Annotated in this window: 16 protein-coding genes; 12 read left to right on the top strand and 4 right to left on the bottom strand. The window is 36.4% G+C overall.

All coding sequences use genetic code 11. The annotated features are described in order from the left end of the window. Window positions 1-10: 10 nt before the first annotated feature. From pbpC to H7A25_18715, 3 genes are read right to left on the bottom strand one after another with little or no spacing between them, the layout of a single operon-like run. Window positions 11-2,107 carry a penicillin-binding protein 1C gene (gene pbpC, locus H7A25_18725; GenBank protein ID MCP5501943.1) on the bottom strand — a complete coding sequence of 699 codons (2,097 nt, stop codon included), beginning with the start codon at window positions 2,105-2,107 and terminating at the stop codon, window positions 11-13. Then, on the bottom strand, window positions 2,088-2,996 hold the full coding sequence (locus H7A25_18720; GenBank protein ID MCP5501942.1) for an MORN motif-containing protein: 909 nt from the start codon (window positions 2,994-2,996) through the stop codon (window positions 2,088-2,090). Before H7A25_18720 ends, pbpC begins: the two co-directional genes overlap by 20 nt. A 43-nt stretch (window positions 2,997-3,039) precedes the next feature. Continuing rightward, window positions 3,040-3,834 (bottom strand): methyltransferase domain-containing protein, encoded by a 795-nt coding sequence (locus H7A25_18715; GenBank protein MCP5501941.1) that lies wholly within the window; start codon window positions 3,832-3,834, stop codon window positions 3,040-3,042. Between the two features lie 88 nt (window positions 3,835-3,922). Here H7A25_18715 and H7A25_18710 point away from each other — a divergent pair, with 88 nt between their 5' ends. The 3 genes from H7A25_18710 to map all read left to right on the top strand — a co-directional run bounded on the left by H7A25_18710 (window position 3,923) and on the right by map (window position 9,611). After that, window positions 3,923-8,521, top strand: coding sequence for a hypothetical protein (locus tag H7A25_18710; protein ID MCP5501940.1), 4,599 nt, complete (start codon window positions 3,923-3,925; stop codon window positions 8,519-8,521). Window positions 8,522-8,647: 126 nt separating this feature from the next. Further along, a complete protein-coding gene (locus H7A25_18705; protein ID MCP5501939.1) occupies window positions 8,648-8,842 on the top strand; it encodes a hypothetical protein in 195 nt (64 codons plus the stop codon). Between the two features lie 13 nt (window positions 8,843-8,855). Continuing rightward, window positions 8,856-9,611 carry a type I methionyl aminopeptidase gene (gene map / locus H7A25_18700; GenBank protein ID MCP5501938.1) on the top strand — a complete coding sequence of 252 codons (756 nt, stop codon included), beginning with the start codon at window positions 8,856-8,858 and terminating at the stop codon, window positions 9,609-9,611. Here the strand turns inward: map and H7A25_18695 are convergent. Next, window positions 9,608-10,024: a hypothetical protein gene (locus H7A25_18695; protein ID MCP5501937.1), complete on the bottom strand. Its 417-nt coding sequence runs from the start codon at window positions 10,022-10,024 to the stop codon at window positions 9,608-9,610. The two genes, map and H7A25_18695, sit on opposite strands and share 4 nt — an antisense overlap. Before the next feature lie 109 nt (window positions 10,025-10,133). On the opposite strand from H7A25_18695, the gene queG reads away from it, so the two are divergent. The 9 genes from queG (at window position 10,134) to H7A25_18650 (ending at window position 20,007) form a co-directional block, all read left to right on the top strand. Beyond that, on the top strand, window positions 10,134-11,060 hold the full coding sequence (queG, locus tag H7A25_18690; protein ID MCP5501936.1) for a tRNA epoxyqueuosine(34) reductase QueG: 927 nt from the start codon (window positions 10,134-10,136) through the stop codon (window positions 11,058-11,060). Next, a complete protein-coding gene (mutY, locus tag H7A25_18685; protein MCP5501935.1) occupies window positions 11,057-12,136 on the top strand; it encodes an A/G-specific adenine glycosylase in 1,080 nt (359 codons plus the stop codon). Before queG ends, mutY begins: the two co-directional genes overlap by 4 nt. Further along, window positions 12,132-13,904 carry a UbiD family decarboxylase gene (locus H7A25_18680; GenBank protein ID MCP5501934.1) on the top strand — a complete coding sequence of 591 codons (1,773 nt, stop codon included), beginning with the start codon at window positions 12,132-12,134 and terminating at the stop codon, window positions 13,902-13,904. The genes mutY and H7A25_18680 overlap by 5 nt, the downstream gene beginning before the upstream one ends. 4 nt (window positions 13,905-13,908) lie before the next feature. Continuing rightward, window positions 13,909-14,487 (top strand): hypothetical protein, encoded by a 579-nt coding sequence (locus tag H7A25_18675; protein ID MCP5501933.1) that lies wholly within the window; start codon window positions 13,909-13,911, stop codon window positions 14,485-14,487. Window positions 14,488-14,490: 3 nt separating this feature from the next. After that, window positions 14,491-15,639: a hypothetical protein gene (locus H7A25_18670; GenBank protein ID MCP5501932.1), complete on the top strand. Its 1,149-nt coding sequence runs from the start codon at window positions 14,491-14,493 to the stop codon at window positions 15,637-15,639. Then, window positions 15,640-17,046, top strand: a complete 1,407-nt coding sequence (locus H7A25_18665) for an MBOAT family protein (protein MCP5501931.1) — start codon at window positions 15,640-15,642, stop codon at window positions 17,044-17,046. A 20-nt stretch (window positions 17,047-17,066) separates the two neighbouring features. Beyond that, the gene (gene trxB / locus H7A25_18660) at window positions 17,067-18,011 is read left to right on the top strand and encodes a thioredoxin-disulfide reductase (GenBank protein MCP5501930.1); all 945 of its coding nucleotides are present in this window, start codon (window positions 17,067-17,069) and stop codon (window positions 18,009-18,011) included. Between the two features lie 47 nt (window positions 18,012-18,058). Further along, window positions 18,059-19,294, top strand: a complete 1,236-nt coding sequence (locus H7A25_18655) for a circularly permuted ATPgrasp domain protein (protein ID MCP5501929.1) — start codon at window positions 18,059-18,061, stop codon at window positions 19,292-19,294. A 95-nt stretch (window positions 19,295-19,389) separates the two neighbouring features. Next, on the top strand, window positions 19,390-20,007 hold the full coding sequence (locus tag H7A25_18650) for a response regulator transcription factor (GenBank protein ID MCP5501928.1): 618 nt from the start codon (window positions 19,390-19,392) through the stop codon (window positions 20,005-20,007). The last annotated feature ends 1 nt before the right edge of the window (window position 20,008 follow it).

Genomic DNA, 20,008 nt, shown 5'->3' with positions numbered 1-20,008 from the left:
TTATCTCTCCCTACCTTACCGAAAAACTTACCCTGGATAAAAGCTGTTTATCTTTTGTGTAGAGTTCAAGGGTAAAAGAACCTCGCTCGGGTTTCCAGAAATAGGTAGAGGAGGCATCTCCAAGTTTTTTGCCATTTAAATACCAGTAGGAAGAAGGATCCGGAAAAACACTTTTAAAGAAAACTCTCTGGTTTTCATCCGGTATATCCGGATCGATGGCAATAATAGTATTATCTACCGGTGTTTCAATTCCATTTTGAAAGGGAATTTTTGGAATAGCTTTTTTTTGTTCGTTCTCGTTTGTAGAATTTATAGTTGTATTTTCAGAGAGAGAATTGGGATGTTTCCGGGAACTTAACCAGTTGACCATATCTATCCAGAGAGGAGCTGCACCTGTTACTCCGCTTACATTCCACATTGGTTTTCCGGAAGAGTTTCCTACCCATACACCAACTGTATAATCTTTTGTATAGCCGATGCACCAATTGTCTCTCATATCTTTACTGGTTCCGGTTTTTACAGCGCTCCAAAAACGGGTGGAAAGAGGGTTTTCCAAACCAAATGTTAATGCCCTATTTTCTCTGCTGGATAATATTTCTGAAATAAGTTCGCTGCTTTGAACAGAAAATACCATGCTATATTTTTCCTGTTTTGATTCTCGAAGATAATGAACCGGCGAATATTTCCCCCGGTTGGCAAGGACTCTATAAGCATTTGTAAGCTCTTCCAGACTTATATCTGGAGAACCCAGGGCAGCAGACAAACCATAAAATTCAGGATTTTCTAAATTAGAAAATCCTAAAGATTTTAAAGTTATGTTAAAATCTCTTTCTCCTACAAGACTTAAAGTTTTTACTGCCGGTATGTTTAAGGAAGAGGCAAGTGCTTTTTTTACAGAGACTTTTCCGAAAAAGGAATTCTGGTAGTTACCGGGTTTATAGACTCCTCTTTCCGTTTGAAATTCGGTTGGTGTATCATTTAATATACTTTCTGGTGTCAGAATATTTTTTTCAAAAGCAAGGGCATAAAGAAAAGGCTTAAGAGTTGAACCTGCCTGTCTTCTGGTTAGAATGTTATCTACATATTTTGCTTCAGAAAATTCTCCGCTTCCTCCCACATAGGCCAGTATTTTCCCACTTGAATTTTCCAGGACTAATAGAGCGGCGTCGTTTACATTTTTTTCTTTTACAAAGAACATGTGTTGTTTAACTAATTCTAATGCATAAATTTGAATTTTTCTGTCTACACTTAAATAGAGTTTCCTTTTTTGGGATAAAAACTTTTTGTGTTCCTGCCTGACTCTTTCTGCTAAATGCGGAATAAAAAATTCTTCCTGTGGAATATAATAGTTCTTTTTAATTTTATGAACTTTCTCTTGAAGCTTTGCACAGGAAGGAGCCTGTTCTAATTTGGAAGCAATATAGCAGGCTCTCTGTGTAATTCTTTTTCGAGAGGCTTGAGGATTTTTCAATAAAGAGATCAGAATAATAGATTCTAATTGATTTAAAGAAGAGGAATCTTTTCGAAAAAGGCCTCTCGCAGCGGCGTCTATACCTTTCAATTCCCCTCTGTAACTGGCCAAATTTAAATAGGCTTCCAAAATACCACGCTTGGACCATCTCTCTTCCAGGGCTTTCGCAAGACTTATTTGTTTCAGCTTCTGAGAGATGCTTCTTCCCGATGAACCGGAAATAAGAGAAGGAAATAAAAAAGAAACCAATTGCATGGTGATGGTACTGGCTCCACGTTTGTTTCGTAAGAGTAGCATATCTTTAAAAGCGGAAAGCAGGGCAATATAATCGACACCTTCATGCTCATGAAAGCGTTTATCTTCCGCCAGAATGAGTATTGCAGTAAGGTGAGAAGGAATTTTTTCTACAGGTATCCAGTTTAACTGTCTTTTTTGGGGGTTGATGCGAATTGTATGGAGTTTGAAACCGTTATAATCATATAAACTTAAATCACTATTCAGATAACTTTTACGAATACTATCAAAGGAGGGGATTTCTTCAGAAAAAAGGGATATAGGAAAAAGGAAGAAAAGAAAGATAAGGGAGGTAAGTTTTTTCCTCCCGATGCTTTTGTCTCTAGTTAGCCTGTATATCATCTACCTCTACGTTTATGGCTTTATTACCCTCAAAGAAAGTCCATTTTCCTTTTGCTGTTTCTCCTTCTTTGAAAGTTCCAACATATTTGGAGCCATCTGTATCAATAAGGGTTCCCTGTCCATGAAAAAGCCCTTTTCGGAAAGAACCCTGGTATTTTTTCCCATCTTTAAAAACAATAGAACCTTCTCCATCGTACAGATCCTCTTTAAAATCTCCATTGTAAGTGAATCCATTATTTTTAATATAAATTCCCTTTCCATGGAATTGGTTTTGTTGGAAACTTCCGATGTATTTATCACCGGATTTGAAGGTCATAGTGCCCTGACCATCTCGCTTATCATTTTTAAAATGTCCGTTATAAACATCTCCATTTTTATAGGTATAGGTGCCGAGACCATGGAATTTATTTTCTTGAAATTCTCCTTCGTAGATATCTCCATTGGGGAAGGTTAATTTGCCACTGCCTTCGAAGTTATTATTTTTGAATTCTCCCTCATAAACCTCTCCGGAGGGTAGAAAGAGCTTTCCCCTTCCATTAAATTTATTAAATCGAAAATCCCCCCGGTATTTTTCTCCATCTTGCAGGATTAATAGACCTTTTCCATGGAAATTATTTTCGATAAAATCTCCTTCGTAGCGTTCTCCTTCCGGAAAAACAAGATTACCTTTTCCGTGAAAGTTGCCCTCTTTGAAATCTCCCACGTATTTTTCACCTGTAGGAAATATCATGGATCCGGAACCATTCTGGCAATCCCCGGAAACACAACCGGTTTTGGTGGGTTTGGAATTCTGAACCTGGGTGGAACAGGAGACAAGAAAAATGAGAATAGAAATGAATATTTTTGGCTTCATGAAAATCCTGAAAACTGAGATCTTAATAAATATCATGATTTTTTCTCCTTGATAAAATTACAAATAAAAATGTGAAAAATTATTGAAGGAAGTGTTTATCTTTTCTTATCCCCATTTTTGTTGGAAAGCTTTTCTTTATACACAGGAAATTAATTAAGGAACATTTCCAGCTTTTATTCCATTTCTTGTAGTCATATCCGGTTTTCAGTATGGAAAGACCGGATCTCTGACAAAGGGTCTGGATGAGTTCGGGGGAATAGTATTTCTGGGTATGGTGTTCGAGACTTTCAATTATATCCCCTTTCTTGTTTTTTTTGCGGAAGAGGAGGCTGGAAAGAATCTCTTTTTTTTTGGGGTCATACAGGTTTTCCCAGATGAGTTCCGTTTTTCCATGTGTTTCCCGGAAGGTATTGCCATGAAAATTTTTTATGAGATTATATTCACTACTCAGGTCAAAAAAATAGTATCCTCCCGGTTTCAGGTTTTGAAAGACAGAAAAGAAATGTTGCTCCAGTTCTTCCTCGCTGGGAATGTAATTTAAGCTGTCATGGGTAGAAGTTATTAGATCGAATTGGTCAGGAAACTGAAAATTAATCAGGTTTCCCCTGAAAAATGTTGCATCAGGAAGATTTTTCCGGGCAATCTTAAGCATTTCTGAAGATATATCCAAACCAACTTTTAGAGAAAGATTTTTAGGAAAGTGAGAAAGCAGGATTCCGGTTCCACAGCCCAGATCCAGAATAGAGTTCAGGTCATGAGGTCTGTCTCCATAACTGGCTTCTAAAATGAAATTTGCCCAGCTTTGAAAGTCGATATGGCTCATTACACTATCATAAATTTTAGAAAAATGGCTGTAGGGAGTAATTAAATTCATATTTTAAAAAAAAATTCTTGTATTTTTTTCAGCCGCTAATAAGACTCTATAATTCTAATGGGACATAATTTTAATTAAAGAATCGAACATGGGAATAGAATTAATCATACCTTTCATAGCCAGTGTACTTGTCATCATTTTTTTGCGTCGTTTGGACAGATCGAATTATCGCCTGAGTCAGATTAAACGATTTACTCATAAACTCAGCGAAGAAATTAACCAGGTTGCTCTGAATGGAGTTCAAGCGGTAAAGGATGCAAATATCGACCTTGAAATCCTGAATAAGCAGGCGAAAAAGTTAATTTCTGAGATGAACGAAAAATTCTCGGATACCCGTCTTCTCGTAGAATCCATAAAAGCGAATAAGGAGTATCTGGATTCTCTTTCGGGTGACCTAAACCAGGTAGTAAAACTTACCTCGGAAATTCGTAAAGAATCAGAATATGTGCAGGAAGGTTTGCACGTTCTACAGGCACATCGGGAGGAAATTGATAGGGTAGAGTCCGAAATCGGGAAATTGCGAAAAGATATGTCGCTTATGTCCCAGAAATATACAGATGACATTAACCTTAAAACCCGTGACCTGGTAGATTCTTTAGCCAATAAAATCGTAGAAATTGAATCCCTATTAGAATCGAAATCCGATAGGGTGGATGAATCTTTGCAGATAATCGCCACTTCTTATGAGGACAAATTACATGAAAATGTAGACCGTCTGATTGAAGAAACCATAGGGAAAGTTGAAATTGTAAATGATAAGATGGATACTTTCTTCGAACAGGTTAGGGAGTCGGAAAGAGCTATGGATGGTCGGATTAATCGTTTTAAAGATATTACCGAGTCCATATCCGATAGGGTAGAAAAATTAGACCTACAATTTGAAGAAAAACTTGAAGATGTAGGGCAGGGCTTTGAAGAGAAATTAGTTCAATTCGATAAAAAATTCCGGGATAAGTTTGAACAAATTATTACTCAGGTGAATGGATCCAGGGAATCCTACATGAAAGGTCTACAGGCGGAAATGGACGGAATTAGAGAAGAAATTCAAAATATGAACCTGGAGACGCTTACCCGCAGAGATGAAATTTTAAACGAGACCAGAAGACAGGCGGAAAATATAGGCGAGTCCATCATTGTTTTCCAGGAGAAATATTTAGAGGCTGAAAATAAGCTTATCAAGCAAGCCGATACTAAGAAGTCTGAATTAATCAGGGACATGGAAATTCTCGAAGAAGAATTTAAGCGAATTAGCGACATCTTACAAACAGAAACCGAAGAGACCAGGGATTCGGTAAAAGTATCTCTGAAAAGTTTCCAGACCGAGTTGGAGAAAGTCTTCCATAGTTCGGAAACCTCTACAAAAGAAAAATTCTTCAAAATTCAAACAGAATTAGAAGGTTCTTTGAAAGCTTTTTACGATTCTGAAAAAGTAAGCGTAAGTCAGGAAATTTCAAGACTGGAAGATAAGGTCAGTATCCTGGACAAGACAACTGTAGAGCGTATGAAATCGGTTGATGATTATTTCTCTGATCTAAAAAATGCTCTGAATGAAAGTGCCAGGGATATTATGAATCAGGTTGAGACAGATGTGGGAAAAGTTGCCCGAAGTCTCGATGAAGAAAAGGTTCGTGTTGATCAGAAGTTAAACGATTTTTATCAACTGAAAGATAAGTTGGAAGATAGTCTACAAAACCTTCATAACAAGAAGAAGAGTGAGTTTGTTGTTGAGTTAGGTAGAATTGAAGAAAAGATAGAAAAGCTGAATCATAATGTGGTTGATAAAATGCAGTCTGTAGATGAGCATTTTGTTGATTTGAAAAAAGCTTTAATGGAGAGTGCAAGAGACATCATCGGCCAGGTGGAAGTGGATGTAAGTCAGCTCGCAGCCAGTCTCGATAGGGAGAAACTCAAGATCGATGAGAAGATTGATGAGATGGCGGGAGCCTGGTCTATACAGCTGGATAAAATTAAAACCCGCACGAATCGAGACATCGATAATCTGGTGGAAAGGTTAAAGGATATACATCTGGAAGGAAATGAACTGGCAAATACTTTCCGTGCCGAATTCCAGAATGTAAAAAACCAGATGGAAATACAGCTACAAAAAAATCTGGATCATATTGCTTCGAAAGGAACAAATGTGGTGGAAGATGTTCAGTCCCGCTTGAAGAAAACGCAACTTGACGCGGAAGATATTATGAATCGAATCCAGAAAGCAGGACTTGGCCTTTATGAGAAGCAGGAAGGAATTCTTTCTGAATATGCAGATAGGCTGAGTAAGGATTTAAAAGAAAGGTTAGATAAGGTAAGAAAAGAAGCGGAAGGGACCCTACAGGAAATTCAGAAAACCGGTATGGGTTTAATACAAAAGCAGGAAGATAGACTTTTAAAATTCCAGAACTCGGTAGATGAGAGGTTATATAATGAAATGTTTACCAAGCTCAGCCGAGTGAAAGATGAAGCAGAACAAATTTATGAGCGGATCCATAAGGGTGGAAACGAGATTATTGAAAAGCATTCTGAAAAGTTGAGTCAGTTTACCCTTACTCTCGATGAGAAGCTTTTTAAAGATCTGCAATTCAAGCTGGAAAAACTACGTTCTGAGTCTAAAGAACTTCTTTCGGATATTGAAAATAAGAACAAAGATGTCTTTGAGAAGTTCGAAAATAGTGTGGGCCGTTTGCAGGACGAAATTGATGAAAAACTTTTCCGGGAACTTAAGGATCGCTTTGAGGATGTGAAAGCTGACTCGGAGTTCTTGATTGAGGAGGTTTCTCGTTCCGGCTTTGAATTGAGGCAAAAGCATGAGGATGAAATCGCTAATTTTAAAACTATAGTTGAAGAAAAATTATATAAAGAGTTAATTCTTCGTTTTGAGAAAGCGAAACACGATGTAGAATCTCTGGTTGATAATATTCATAAGTCCGGAAACGGAATTATTGAAAAGCATGAGGAAAAGATTAATAAGCTTTCCGGTATCATTGATGATCGCTTTACAAAAGACATTCATTCTAAGCTGGATAAGGCGAGAGAAGAAGGAATTCAACTCTTGGAAGGAATCAAGCGGGCAGGAGAGCATATTATTTCCGAGCAGGAAACGAAATTTAGTCGCTTTACATCTACCATTAATGAGAAGTTTATACAGGAAACAGAAGTACGTCTCGGTAGATTGAAAAAAGAAACAGAAGAGCTTCTTTCCGAACTCAAAGAGTCAGGAGATGAACTGTTAGAAAAGCAAGAAGAAAAGATGCAAAAGTTTAATTCTACTCTTGATGAAAGGATTTCCAGACAGCTAACTGTACTTCTGGATAAGGGGCAACTTCAACTTGACCAGCTCGAAATGAGAATTGGAAGTTATATACACGATGTTAAGTCAAATTTGGAAGATACTCTGAATGAAGCAAGGGAAGACAGTGAAAGACAATTGGATAATTTTAATTCTCTAATGCAGAAAAACTTCCGGGAAATTGAGAAAATGAACTCTTCGTTTATGGAAGGACACAGAGATGATTACTCCAGGATGAAGAATGAATTCGATAGAACAAAAGAAGAATTTTTGAAAATTCGAAGTACTCTCGATACAGATTTGGAAAGGGTTAAAACGATTAAGCAGGAACTTTTCCGTGAACTTTCTCAGGAAAGCAATCGCATGAAGCGTTCTGTAGATACAATAGCCGAGAAAGTTCATAACCTCGAAGGTTATACGGATATAATTGACAATACAGAAAGAGTGATTCAGGAATCGGATAGAAAAATTGAAGATATGATTACTCTTATTGAACGTATGAAGACTGAAAAAGAAGAAGTTAATATTTATCTTCGTAATGTCGAGTTTATCAAAACAACCAAGACAAATATGGAAGATGAAATTAAGCTTCTGGATAGTCAGAAGAATAAGATCGAAGTGCTGGAAAGGGAATTAAACAAAGCAAACGAGGTCTGTATCTTAATTAACCAGAGAACCGATGAAATTAAGGATAAGATCGGCATTTTGAATATGCTGGATGGTAAACTTCAAAACATTGAAAATATTCAAAAGCGTCTGGAGAGTAAGCTGAATGAAGCCGAAGCGGCCAATGATAAAATAGAAAACCTGGCGATTACGCTTGCTGAACATAGTGAAAATGCGGATTATATCCGGGAAAAAGTATCTATGGCTCTTAAAGATCTGGATATGCTCAGGGCCAGGGAAGATGAATTGCAGGAAACCCTGGAAGTTTTGGATGCTAAAACTGGTGATTTGAATTTAAGGAATGTAGATATTAAATCCTTAGAATCCAAATTTAATAAAGTTGAGAATTTGGTTGAGGATTTAGCTGCAAGGCATAAGCAGATTTCAAGTTTGCATAGACGTATAAGTGAACTGAAATCCGAAACAGAAGGTATAAAAGAAGGACTGGAGCATTTAATTACAGAAGCTGATGATAGGTTTGATAAATTGGGTAATTTTCTGGAAGTAGTGGATACAGTGATTGAAACCGGCTCTTCGGCCAGTACACGTCCTGTATCGCGTCCGAGAGTAAATCCAAAAGAAAATGGTGAACTTATGAGGCGAAAACGTAATACAGTCTTAAATTTATATGAAAACTTCGGTTGGAATACCGATACTATAGCAGAAAAGTTAAATTTAGAGCGTTCTTTAGTGGAAGCTATTATAAATAATAGTAAGAAATCTGCTTCCTTTTAAGGAATAAGGCCTTTTAAACAGAAATTTTGGTTTTCTAAATATATACCTGTTTTTAGGTTGGTTCGTAGTTTAACTCTAATGGCTGCATTAAGTAGCAGGAATCATTAAGAAGAGTGAGGAATTTAAATGGCTAAAGAAAAAACTGAGAGAGATGCACTACTGGTTGCAAGTAAAGTAAAAGCTTATATAAAGTCAAAAGACTTTATGACTTCGGCTGAAGCAATAGAAGGCTTAAACGAAAAAGTATACAAACTTATCGATGAAGCCCTTGAAAGAACAAAAGCAAATAAAAGAAGTACTGTTAAAGCTGCTGATCTGTAATTGAAGTAGGATTTTGATTCACATAAAAAATAAAGCTGAAATTGAAAGAATGCGTGCAGCGGGAAAGTTTGCTGCACAGCTTTTGGAATATATTGAACCTTTTGTAAAACCCGGTATTTCAACCCAGGAATTAAACGACCTTTGCCATCAGTATACAACCAAGCGGGGTGCTCGTTCCGCTCCCCTGAATTACCGGGGTTTTCCTAAAGCAATTTGCACTTCCATTAATAATGTTGTCTGTCATGGAATTCCCAAAAAAGAAGAAGTCGTAAAAGAGGGTGATATCATTAATGTTGATGTTACTCCTATTGTGAATGGTTATCATGGAGATACTTCTAAAACTTTTATTATTGGGGAAGTTCCGGATGAAATAAGACTTCTTGTCGAAGATACAAAAAAAGCAATGTGGTTGGGAATAGAGCAGGTAAAACCCGGTAATCGTATTAACGATATATCTAATGCAATTGATGAATATCTTACCCCGAAAGGCTATGGGATTGTAAGAGATTTAATGGGGCACGGGATTGGACGTAAGTTCCATGAAGACCCTCAGATTCCCCATTTTAAGCAAAAAGGACTTTTACCGAAACTCAGTCCTGGCATGACTTTTACCATTGAACCGATGGTAAATTTGGGTACCTGGCAGGTTGATTTTGATAAGCAGGATAAGTGGACTGTCCGTACAAAAGATGGAAAATTTTCGGCTCAGTTTGAACATACGGTTCTGGTGACTGAATCCGGTTATGAGGTCTTAACTCTCAGTTCTTAGTATAAAATTTGGCTGAGGTATAGTTTCCAATCAAGGTAGTATACTGATTTGATTCCATAGTCATAGCATTCTTGTAGCCAGGTTTCTCTGTCCGGAATTTTGTATTGTATGTCTGTATAGACTTCATGAATCTCCCCTAATACTTCTCGGAAAATGGAGATATGCTGTTTTGTTAATGGATCTAGTTCTCTTTCTGCGAAACCCTGCAAGCATCCAAGTAAAGCTGCAAGAGCTCCTTCTTCGAAAGAAGTTTCTTTTGAGCCGGGTAAATGTTTTGAAACCATTTGAAATAGTTTATGCAAAATGTTCTGGTGTTCTATGATTTTCTTTTCTAATTGTAGAAGAAATCCTTCGGTATCGAGTTCGCTATACTTTAAGTTCTTTAGGAATTGTTCGAGTTCTGAAGAGTCCATTTTCTGCCTTTTCTTTAGTTTATTATTCTTGCAGGTTTTTCGGGCTTTGACAAGCTATTTATTATGAATAGAAACCGGATAATTAGTAATTCTCGGTATTGATGTTTTTATGGAAATAAACACTTTAAAAGAATTAGCCAGATCCCGGGGCTTTCAACTTTTTGGTATTGCCCCTGCTGTGATACCTGAAAAAGATAAGGAGAATATTAATCTCTGGATTGAAGAAAAACGTTATGGTTCTATGTCCTGGTTTGAGAAAAATAAGCATTTACGACTTAATTTTGAATCTCTCGGCTTTGAAGTGGCCTCGGTGATTGTCCTCGGAATTTTATATAGAGACGTTCAGTATTCTCGTATAAAACAAACGCTGGATTTTAAAATTTCTTCCTATGCTCTGGGAAAAGATTACCATACTATAATCAAACAAAAATCTCTTCCTATTCTTCAATTTCTACGAGAAAGATTTCCTGAAAAAAAATTCAGACAGGGCGTTGATAGCTTACCTGTTGCAGAAAAAATTTTAGGCAGGGAAGCGGGACTCGGTTGGATTGGTAAGAATACCAACCTGATTCATTCGGATAGAGGTTCTTTTTTCTTTTTGAGTGTAATTCTTTCTGAAGTGGAACTTGAAAAAACAAATCAATTACATCCTGATAGGTGTGGAACCTGTCGCAAGTGTGTGGATGCCTGTCCGACTGGTGCATTAGAAGAATATAAAATAGATGCCAGGAAATGTATCTCTTATTTGACTATCGAAAATAAAGAAGAAGAATTTTCAAAGGAAACAAAAAAAGATTTATCCGGTTGGGTATATGGTTGTGATATTTGTCAGGAAGTTTGTCCCTGGAACCGGGAAAAAAGAGGAAGTAAATTGTTTACAGAAGAAAAGGATTTTTACGTCAAATCAGAATGGAAAACGATGAGCCGTGAAAAACTAAAAAAGCTTACTGAAGAAGAATTTTTAAACCTGGTCCGGACCTCAGCCATGCAAAGAATTTCATATAAGCAATTTCTAAGAAATCTGAAATCAGAATGAAACAAGAGATCATACAGGATAAATTATTACAATGGTTTTATGAAAACCGAAGAGAACTTCCTTTCAGAAAAAACCCTGAAGTGTACCGCATATGGGTAAGTGAGATTATGTTACAGCAAACCCGTGTAGCCCATATGTTACCTTCCTATCAAAACTTTATGCAGCGTTTTCCTTCTATACAAACTTTAGCGAACTCCAAAGAAGAGGAAGTTTTGCAATACTGGAAAGGTCTGGGCTACTACAGCCGGGCTTTAAATCTTCATAAGGCTGCCAGGTATATACAAAAAGATTGCGGAGGAGTTTTTCCTGAAACTTTAAGTGAAGCCCTGAAAATTCCGGGCATCGGTCCTTATACAGCCAGAGCTGTATTATCCATTGCATTAGATAAGCCTTATGCTGTGTTAGATGGAAATGTAAAGCGGGTTCTGTCTCGTTTTTTTCTTTATGAAAAAGATATTACTTTACCAAAATCTCATAAAGAATTGCAAGAACTGGCTGATAGTTTTTTAAACCAGGCTAAATCGGGGGATCACAATCAGGCAATGATGGAACTCGGTGCTCTTGTCTGTACGCAAACTCCGACTTGCGAGCACTGCCCTTTAAAACGGGATTGTCTGGCAAAAAAAGAGAGCAAAGCTCATCTTCTACCTGTAACGAAAAAAGAGAAAGAAAAAATAGCTCTGGTTTTAAAATTTTATATAATAGAATATTCGAATAAACTATTACTCTTAAAAGAGGGAGAACGAATGTTTTTTAAAACTATTTATTCTCTACCTTTCTTAGCTCAAAATCAGAAAGAAGGTGAAGCTTATCGGAATACAGAAACCTGCAGGCAATTACTGAAGAGTTTCTCTTTTCATAAAATGAAAGGTTTTTTTAAACATTCCATTACTAAATATGATATTCAAACAGAAGTTTATACTACTCAGGCAAGCAGTATTCAGTTTATGAAAGAATTATTAAAAAGCATAGATTATAAATGGATAGATAAAAAAGATCTTATAAATGAATTTCCTTCATCAATAGCCAAAAAAATAATAAAACTCCAGGGAAAAGGAGTGAGTGCAAATGATTAAGTTACGTTCTACCGGAGACTTTATCAAAGTCTTACACAAAGAAAAAGAACTTCTTGTAATTGAAGAGGAAGTGGATCCGGATTTGGAAATTGCTGAAATACAGAGAAGGGTAGTGGCAAAGAAAGGACCGGCTCTCTTTTTTTTAAAGGTGAAAGGTTCTGAATTTCCGGTGGCTACAAATTTATATGGCTCAGAAAAACGGATTGAACTGGCTTTTGGACGAAAACCTATAGAACTGGTTCAAGAACTGGCAAGACTCGCTTCTGAAATTATGCCACCCAGTTTTAAGAAGTTATGGAATGCGCGTAATCTGGCGCTGCAAGGCTTGCGGGTAGGAACAAAGAAAATTTCGCCTATCTCTTCGGAAATTTTACAAAGCAAAATAGATCCCCCCAATGTTTTTAAGCTCCCGGCTCTTCGTTCCTGGCCTGAAGATGGAGGACGTTTTGTAACACTTCCTTTAGTGTATACCCAGAGCCCGAATAATGGTAAGGGAAATTTGGGTATGTATAGGATTCAGTTTCATGATGAACTCACAACCGGTATGCATATCCAAATTCATCGCGGAGGAGGTTTTCATCATTATGAAGCCAAACAAAAGAAGGAAAGTTTGCCCTGTCATATTTATGTAGGAGGACCTCCGGCCCTAACTATAGCCGCGGTAGCCCCCCTTCCGGAAGAATTAAGTGAACTTCTAATTGCTTCTCTTTTACTGGGAGAAAAGTTAAAAACTACAAAAGATTTGGCTATATCTTCTCTACCTATTGTATCAGATGCTGATTTCATGTTGGTGGGAGAGATTCCACCCGATGAATTGCGACCCGAAGGGCCATTTGGAGACCATTACGGCTATTATGCTCTCCGGCATGATTACCCCGTATTTAAGGTAAAAAATATATACCACAGAAAAAATGCAATCTGGCCTGCAACAGTGGTCGGTCGTCCTCCCCAGGAAGACCATTATATAGCTGAATATTTACAGGATTTGCTCTCCCCCATGTTTCCTCTTGTGATGCCAAAAGTTTTATCTGTATGGGCCTATGAGGAGTCCGGGGTTCATACCCTTGCTGCTGCTGTAGTAAAAGAGCGCTATCCTAAAGAAGCATTTACCGCAGCCTTAAGAATTTTAGGCGAAGGACATTTATCACTTTCAAAATGCTTAATGGTTACTAACGTAAATGTGGAATTGAAAGATTTCAAAAAAGCCTTTATTACTGTATTAGAACGAATCAATGTATCAACAGACATTCATATATTTGCTAATATTTCTCAGGATACACTTGACTATACCGGCCCGGCTGTTAATAGCGGAAGTAAAATGCTTCTTTTGGGAGTTGGAGAAAAACGTAATGTATTAAAAGAGGAGTTTTTGGGTAATTTTCAATCTAATGTTTTTAAAAGAGCTAAAGTTTTTTGTCCCGGTGTTTTATGCGTTTCATCAGAGATCTACAAGAAAGGAGATTTGATGGCCGATAAGCTGTTAGAAGAAAAATGTATAGAGGGGTTTATTTTTGTATTTCTTGTAGATGATGTAGAAGAAGCCTGTAATTCGTCACATAGTTTTTTATGGACTATTTTCACCAGGTTTGAGCCGGCCGGGGATGTGTATGCTCGTTATGAAGTGATTCGAAACCATCTTTCGTATAAAGCCCCTATTGTTGTGGATTGCAGGTTAAAAGACTGGTATCCAAAAGTTCTCCGGGAAGACTTGGGAATTGTGAAAAAGGTGGAAGAACGATTTGGGAAAATTATTGATTCAATAGGTTAAGTATATGCCTCAGAAAAAATTTAAGTTATTAGTGTTTATTTTACTTTTTAGCTCGCTCAGCTATTGTGGAAGAGAAAAAGCCCTGGAAAAGAATGCCCTGGAATTAGAAAAGGAAGGGAAGAAGGAAGAAGCTTTTTATTATTATACCCGAATTTTAAAAATAAATGATTCATCTTTTTCAGCAAATAAAAAGCTGGGTTTTATTCTTTCTGAAAGTATAGATTCTTTGCAGGTGGCTATTTCTTACCTTGAAAAGGCAAGGCATGAAAATTCTGATGATAAAGAGATACTTGCAAAATTATTTGACCTTTATCTTATCCTTGGAGAAACTGAAAAAGTGAAGAAAATGCTTTATGATGCAAGAAAAAGTTTAAGTCAGGATGAAGCTACTATGATAACTGAGCTTATGGACTGCATTTCTGAGCCGGGATCCAAGAATGCTAAACAGATGAAAGTGTTCATGGAGGAAAAAGAAAATCTATATTTTAAAATTTTTCCACGACCATATTTATTATGTTTACAATCACAGAATTTATCGGATAAAGCCCTATCCCTGGCAAAAAAGAGAAAGGAAGGGAAGTAACAGATGAGAAAAGCAGCCTATATCATATTACTATTACTACTTGCCTGTTTTCTTACAGAATTTTCTTTGAGACTAATACAGCCGGAAGCCCTGCAATATTATTGGATTCAAAAAGCTTATCACAGGTTTGATCCGGAATATTTTGTAGATTTTGAACCGGGAGTTAGTGTAAGAGTAAAACATTTTATGGACTACTTTACGATGAAGGTGAGCATTAATAAAATGGGACTTCGAGGAATCGAAGAAGTAGATAATACCTTGCCTCAAATTGCCTGTATCGGAGATTCTATCACTATGGGTTTTGGTGTCGATGATGAAGATACATTTTGTCAGAAACTAAATTCATACAAGGATTCTAATGGAATAAAATACCAGTCTGTAAATTTGGCTGTAGATGCTTATGGTCCGAGTGCTATTGCTTTGAAGTTAAAAAAACAGCTTCCACTGTTAAATGTCAAATTACTATATTATTTGCCGAGTCCCGGAGATGATATTGATGAACTGGATTTTCAAAAAAGAACTCAATCTAAAAAACATTATAATATGTTTAAATATCAATTTTTTATGACGAAGAATAGTTACTTATTACTGGCTTTGAAGTTGAGTCAGGAGCAATTACGTTATCGGTTCCTGACTAATGTTCTTGAACCAATTTTAAATATAAAAAAAACCTTATTTAGCTGGAAGGATTACTCTTTCTTTTCTGAGTTTCTTATGAAGAAGAATATAAGTATTCAAGAATTACAAAATACACCAGTAGAACTTCCAGAAGGAGAATGTAAAAATACGCCTACAAAGTTCCCTATTCCGGACTATATTTTGCAATCAATAGACGCTATTATAGATGTTACGAAAAAACACAAAATAAAACTGGTGATGCCTCTTACCTCTATTGGAAATCAGACAGCAACCTGTTCGCAACAGGGTAAGTATCATGATAGATATGCTTATTTACTTTCCTTAAAAGAGGAATTGCTAAAAAGAGGTGTAGATATAATAGATTTAAACGAATATACGCATCTAATGTTAGATAAAGAGGGAAGAAGGAATGCCAGGCCTTATTATATTTACGGAGATGAGCATTATACCAAACTCGGACATGAATGGATTTATAAATTATTGCTTAATAAAACCAGGGAAGTGTTACCATAAATGTTATTTAATTCGCTGCATTTTCTAATATTCTTACCCATTGTTTTTTTGCTCTATTTTCGAGCAAAAGAAAGGGAGCAAAAGATTATCCTATTAGTTTCCTCCCTATATTTTTATTCGGCATTAAAACTTGCTTTTTTACCTTTATTGTTAAGTTCGCTTTTCTTTACATATTATACTTCTCTAAAAATTGAAAAAGCGGATAAACTTCACCAGAGGAGATTCTGGCTGATTATATGCTTAGTTTCTAATTTATCCCTTTTGCTCTTTTTTAAATACACAGACTTTCTTCGATCTATTTACTATGATAGTTTGTATCTATTTGGCTTAAGACCTTCGAATAGTTTTCAAGCCTTAAACCTCGTATTGCCCCTGGGTATCTCTTTTTATACCTTTCAGGCAATTGCATACGCAGTGGATGTATATAGAAGGCAGATCCCATCTGAAAAGAATTTCTTTAAGTTCACTCTCTTTCTTGTGTTTTTTCCTCAATTAGTTGCCGGACCGATTATCCGTGCATCTGTACTTATTCCGCAGTTTTTAGGAAGGAAAGAATTTAAACGGGAGAATTTTATAACTGGTATGGAAATCATGGCACTGGGTTTTTTTAAGAAAACAATAGTTGCTGATCCTTTATCCGGTTTAATCGATCCGGTTTATGCCGATCCGGCTTCATTCAATGGAATTTCCAATATATTAGCTATGGCTTTATTTTCGATACAAATTTATTGTGATTTTTCGGGCTATTCTGATATTGCTATAGGAACAGGAAAAATATTGGGATTTTACATTCCGGAAAACTTTCGAAGACCTTTTTTAGCAGCCAGTAATACCGAAATATGGACACGCTGGCATATTTCTCTATCGAGTTGGTTGAAAGATTATATCTACATTTCGCTTGGAGGGAACAGGGTAAGTCAATTTCGTAATTATTATAACCTTATGATAACTATGGTTATCGGAGGAATCTGGCATGGAGCGGCCTGGACATTTTTCTTTTGGGGACTACTTCACGCAGTTTTTCTTGCTATAGAAAGATTTTTTATAGGAAAAGGTTGGTCTGTTTTTTTTCAGCGTATACCGAGACCTATAGGAATTTTATATACCTTTTCCCTTTTTTCTCTCGGAGCTTTATTTTTTCGTTCTAAGGATATGGGAAGTGTAATGATTTCTTTGCAAAAAGCTTTTACTTTTGCAGATGGAAAAATGGTTTCGCTACCTTACGCGGTGCTTATACCGGTAGCCTTATTAATCATTTATGAAATATTCGAAGAAAGTAGTTTTACAATTCCAAAAACTTTTTTTTATGAAACACTAAAGAATGTGACTGTTTTGACTGTGCTTATTTTGTGTTTTTTAATATACTCGGTTACTGTTAGTCCACAGTTTTATTATTTTCAATTTTAAGAATATAGGAAGGTACTAAAATGGCAGATAAGGTTGTAATTATCGGTTCAGGCCCAGCCGGGCATACCGCAGCAATTTATACAGCGAGAGCAAATCTCTCCCCCATTATGTATGAAGGTTTTATGGCGGGTGGAATTGCAGCAGGCGGACAGTTAACAACTACTACAGAAGTTGAAAACTTTCCCGGTTTTCCCGATGGAATCGATGGAACCGAATTGACCCAGCTTTTTCGTAAGCAATCAGAGAAATATGGGACAACTATACTGACTCAAACCGTTACAAAGGTAGATTTTACGAAGCATCCATTTAAGATCTATACAGACGAGGAAGAAAGAGAAGCTGAGGCTGTAATTATTGCAACCGGTGCTACAGCGAGGAGGATGCATATTGCGGGTGAAGATACATACTGGCAGAGGGGAATTTCTGCTTGTGCGGTTTGCGATGGAGCATTGCCTATGTATAGAAATAAAGAACTCGTAGTGATCGGTGGAGGGGATTCAGCGGTAGAGGAAGCTACACATTTGACCAAATTTGCATCTAAAGTTTATTTAGTTCACAGACGGGATAAACTTCGTGCTTCCAAGATTATGCAGGATAAAGCTATGAATCATCCCAAGATTGAAATTATCTGGAATACGGTAGTCGAAGAAGCTAAAGGAGATGGAAAATCTTTAACTTCTCTTGTTCTAAAAAATGTGGTAGATAATTCAGTGAAAGAATTAGCTGTAGGGGGTTTATTTTATGCTATAGGCCATAAACCCAATACAGAAATTTTCGAGGGGATATTGGAGCTTGATGAAACCGGATACATTCAAACAAAACCCGGAACTACCCGTACCAGTATCGAAGGAGTTTTTGCTGCGGGGGATGTTCAGGATAAGGTGTATCGTCAGGCTATAAGTGCTGCCGGTTCGGGTTGTATGGCAGCAATTGATGCAGAACGCTGGTTGGAAAACAGGGAATAAATCAAACTTATGCAGAGACGGGTTATAGACCCGTCCTGTGGAATATTATGAATCTTGCAAATACCTTAAATGAGATTTGTCATTGCAAGGCTTTAAATTGGGATAGCCTTCATGAATACTTTTATAAGAAGATTGATGAAAATTTCAACCCTATAAAGAATCATTCTTCTTCTCTTTTTAGTGATTATCCTTTTTTTATCTCAGAAAAGAGTTTGGAAAAAATTCAGGGCTTTATCTTAATCTATGAGAGTTTACTAAAAAATCCCTTATATTTAGAAAAAGTAGGAAAGTCTGAATATTCTACTATAACCGTAAGGGAAAAGGGTATCCTCTGCTGTTATGATTTTCATCTCTTGGATGACTTTCCCAAGTTGATTGAGATTAACACTAATGCGGGTGGAGCTATGCTAAATATGGCTCTATCTCAAAATATTTTTCAGTGTTGTAAAGAGTCCTTTACATCTTTGCATCAAAACCGAGATTTTTATTCAGAAAAAGCGTTTCTTTCTATGTTTCGAGATGAGTATAAAACCTGTTTTCCGGAAAGAGAGTTAAAAAAACTTTTAATTGTAGATGAAAAACCGAAAGAACAGTTTTTGTATTCAGAGTTTTTGTTATATAAGGCTTTGCTTGAGTCTGATGGAATCGAGGTGTTTATAGCAGAACCGGAAGACTTAGGCTGGAGAGAAAAAAAACTGTTTTTTAAGGATATACAAATAGATTTTGTTTATAACCGTTCTACAGATTTTTACTTTGAGAAAGAGAATCATAGTATTTTAAGAAAAGCATTTTTATCTCAGAATGTCTGTATAAGTCCGAATCCTTATCACCATACTATTTATGCCAAGAAAACTAATCTGGCATTACTTCGGGATTCTGAGTTTATTTCTTCTTTAAATATAACGAAAACTGCTATAGACATATTAGAACAGGTTGTTCCTTTTACACTTATCGTAAGACCGGAAAATGCAGATGAACTCTGGAGTAGACGTAAAAATTTATTTTTTAAGCCGATCAGCGGTTACGCAGGTAGGGGAGCTTACAGGGGAGATAAGCTAACGAAGAAAACTTTTTCTGAAATATTAGAAGCAGAGTATATTGCCCAGGATTATATTCCTCCATCTCTCAGACAAATTGCAGAAGGTGATTCTTTGAAATATGATGTAAGAGTTTATACTTACGAGGGAAATATTTTAGGTCTTGCCGTCCGATACTATAGGGGGCAGACGACAAATTTTCGCACAGTAAATGGTGGTTTTGCTCCGGTTTATATTTTAAGTTAAATGTTTATTTTAGGAGAGAATAATTTAATACTCAAAACAACTTGACTCTATATTCATAATTATTAATCTGGAACCACGTACTGGAAGCTAATAATATGAATGGTAAGTATAATATTGCCTTTATTGATGATCACTCTATTTTGCTTCTGGGTATACAGACAGTCCTTAAAAAATATTCTTTTTTTCAGAATATCACTTTTTTCACCAGTTATCAAGAATTAAAGGGATATTTAACAATCCATTCGATTGATCTGCTGGTAACCGACATTACTATGCCGGATAAAAATGGTTTCTACATTATCGATGAAATAAAAACTAAATTACCGGATGTGAAGATCGCAGTTTTTACGCAGCATGAAGGAGAAGCTTACTTTAAAGATGCCTATAAGCTTGGCATCAATGCGTATATACTCAAAACGGAACCGAATGCTTTTCTTCCCGAAATTTTTCTTCGAGTGATGAACGGTGAATTTTATGTTTCTCCCGAAATAAATAAGTATTTGCGTTTTACCCAAAATACTGAATGTTTAAATCCGGTAGAGCATGAAATTATAAATTTACTTACTCAGGGTAAGTCACTAAAAGAAATTGGAAATACATTAAATCTTTCAGGAAAAGTTATAGAATACAGGTTGAAGAAAATCAGGAAAATGTTTGATTCGAAAACTACCGCCGAGTTGGTTTTTAAAATGAAGAATAAATACTTTATGTAAA

The sequence above is a fragment of the Leptospiraceae bacterium genome, from assembly GCA_024233835.1.
Classification (GTDB): domain Bacteria; phylum Spirochaetota; class Leptospiria; order Leptospirales; family Leptospiraceae; genus JACKPC01.
Note: the sequence above shows the minus strand (reverse complement) of the source record. Positions and strands in the feature narration are given on the sequence as shown.

Excerpts from the sequence above, each read along its gene's own strand:
- mutY (MCP5501935.1), top strand. The coding sequence starts at position 11,057 with ATGAAACAAGAGATCATACAGGATAAATTATTACAATGGTTTTATGAA.
- H7A25_18670 (MCP5501932.1), top strand. The coding sequence starts at position 14,491 with ATGAGAAAAGCAGCCTATATCATATTACTATTACTACTTGCCTGTTTT.
- H7A25_18695 (MCP5501937.1), bottom strand. The coding sequence starts at position 10,024 with ATGGACTCTTCAGAACTCGAACAATTCCTAAAGAACTTAAAGTATAGC.
- queG (MCP5501936.1), top strand. The coding sequence starts at position 10,134 with ATGGAAATAAACACTTTAAAAGAATTAGCCAGATCCCGGGGCTTTCAA.
- pbpC (MCP5501943.1), bottom strand. The coding sequence starts at position 2,107 with ATGATATACAGGCTAACTAGAGACAAAAGCATCGGGAGGAAAAAACTT.
- trxB (MCP5501930.1), top strand. The coding sequence starts at position 17,067 with ATGGCAGATAAGGTTGTAATTATCGGTTCAGGCCCAGCCGGGCATACC.
- H7A25_18675 (MCP5501933.1), top strand. The coding sequence starts at position 13,909 with ATGCCTCAGAAAAAATTTAAGTTATTAGTGTTTATTTTACTTTTTAGC.
- H7A25_18715 (MCP5501941.1), bottom strand. The coding sequence starts at position 3,834 with ATGAATTTAATTACTCCCTACAGCCATTTTTCTAAAATTTATGATAGT.
- H7A25_18665 (MCP5501931.1), top strand. The coding sequence starts at position 15,640 with ATGTTATTTAATTCGCTGCATTTTCTAATATTCTTACCCATTGTTTTT.
- H7A25_18710 (MCP5501940.1), top strand. The coding sequence starts at position 3,923 with ATGGGAATAGAATTAATCATACCTTTCATAGCCAGTGTACTTGTCATC.
- H7A25_18650 (MCP5501928.1), top strand. The coding sequence starts at position 19,390 with ATGAATGGTAAGTATAATATTGCCTTTATTGATGATCACTCTATTTTG.
- H7A25_18720 (MCP5501942.1), bottom strand. The coding sequence starts at position 2,996 with ATGATATTTATTAAGATCTCAGTTTTCAGGATTTTCATGAAGCCAAAA.
- H7A25_18705 (MCP5501939.1), top strand. The coding sequence starts at position 8,648 with ATGGCTAAAGAAAAAACTGAGAGAGATGCACTACTGGTTGCAAGTAAA.
- H7A25_18655 (MCP5501929.1), top strand. The coding sequence starts at position 18,059 with ATGAATCTTGCAAATACCTTAAATGAGATTTGTCATTGCAAGGCTTTA.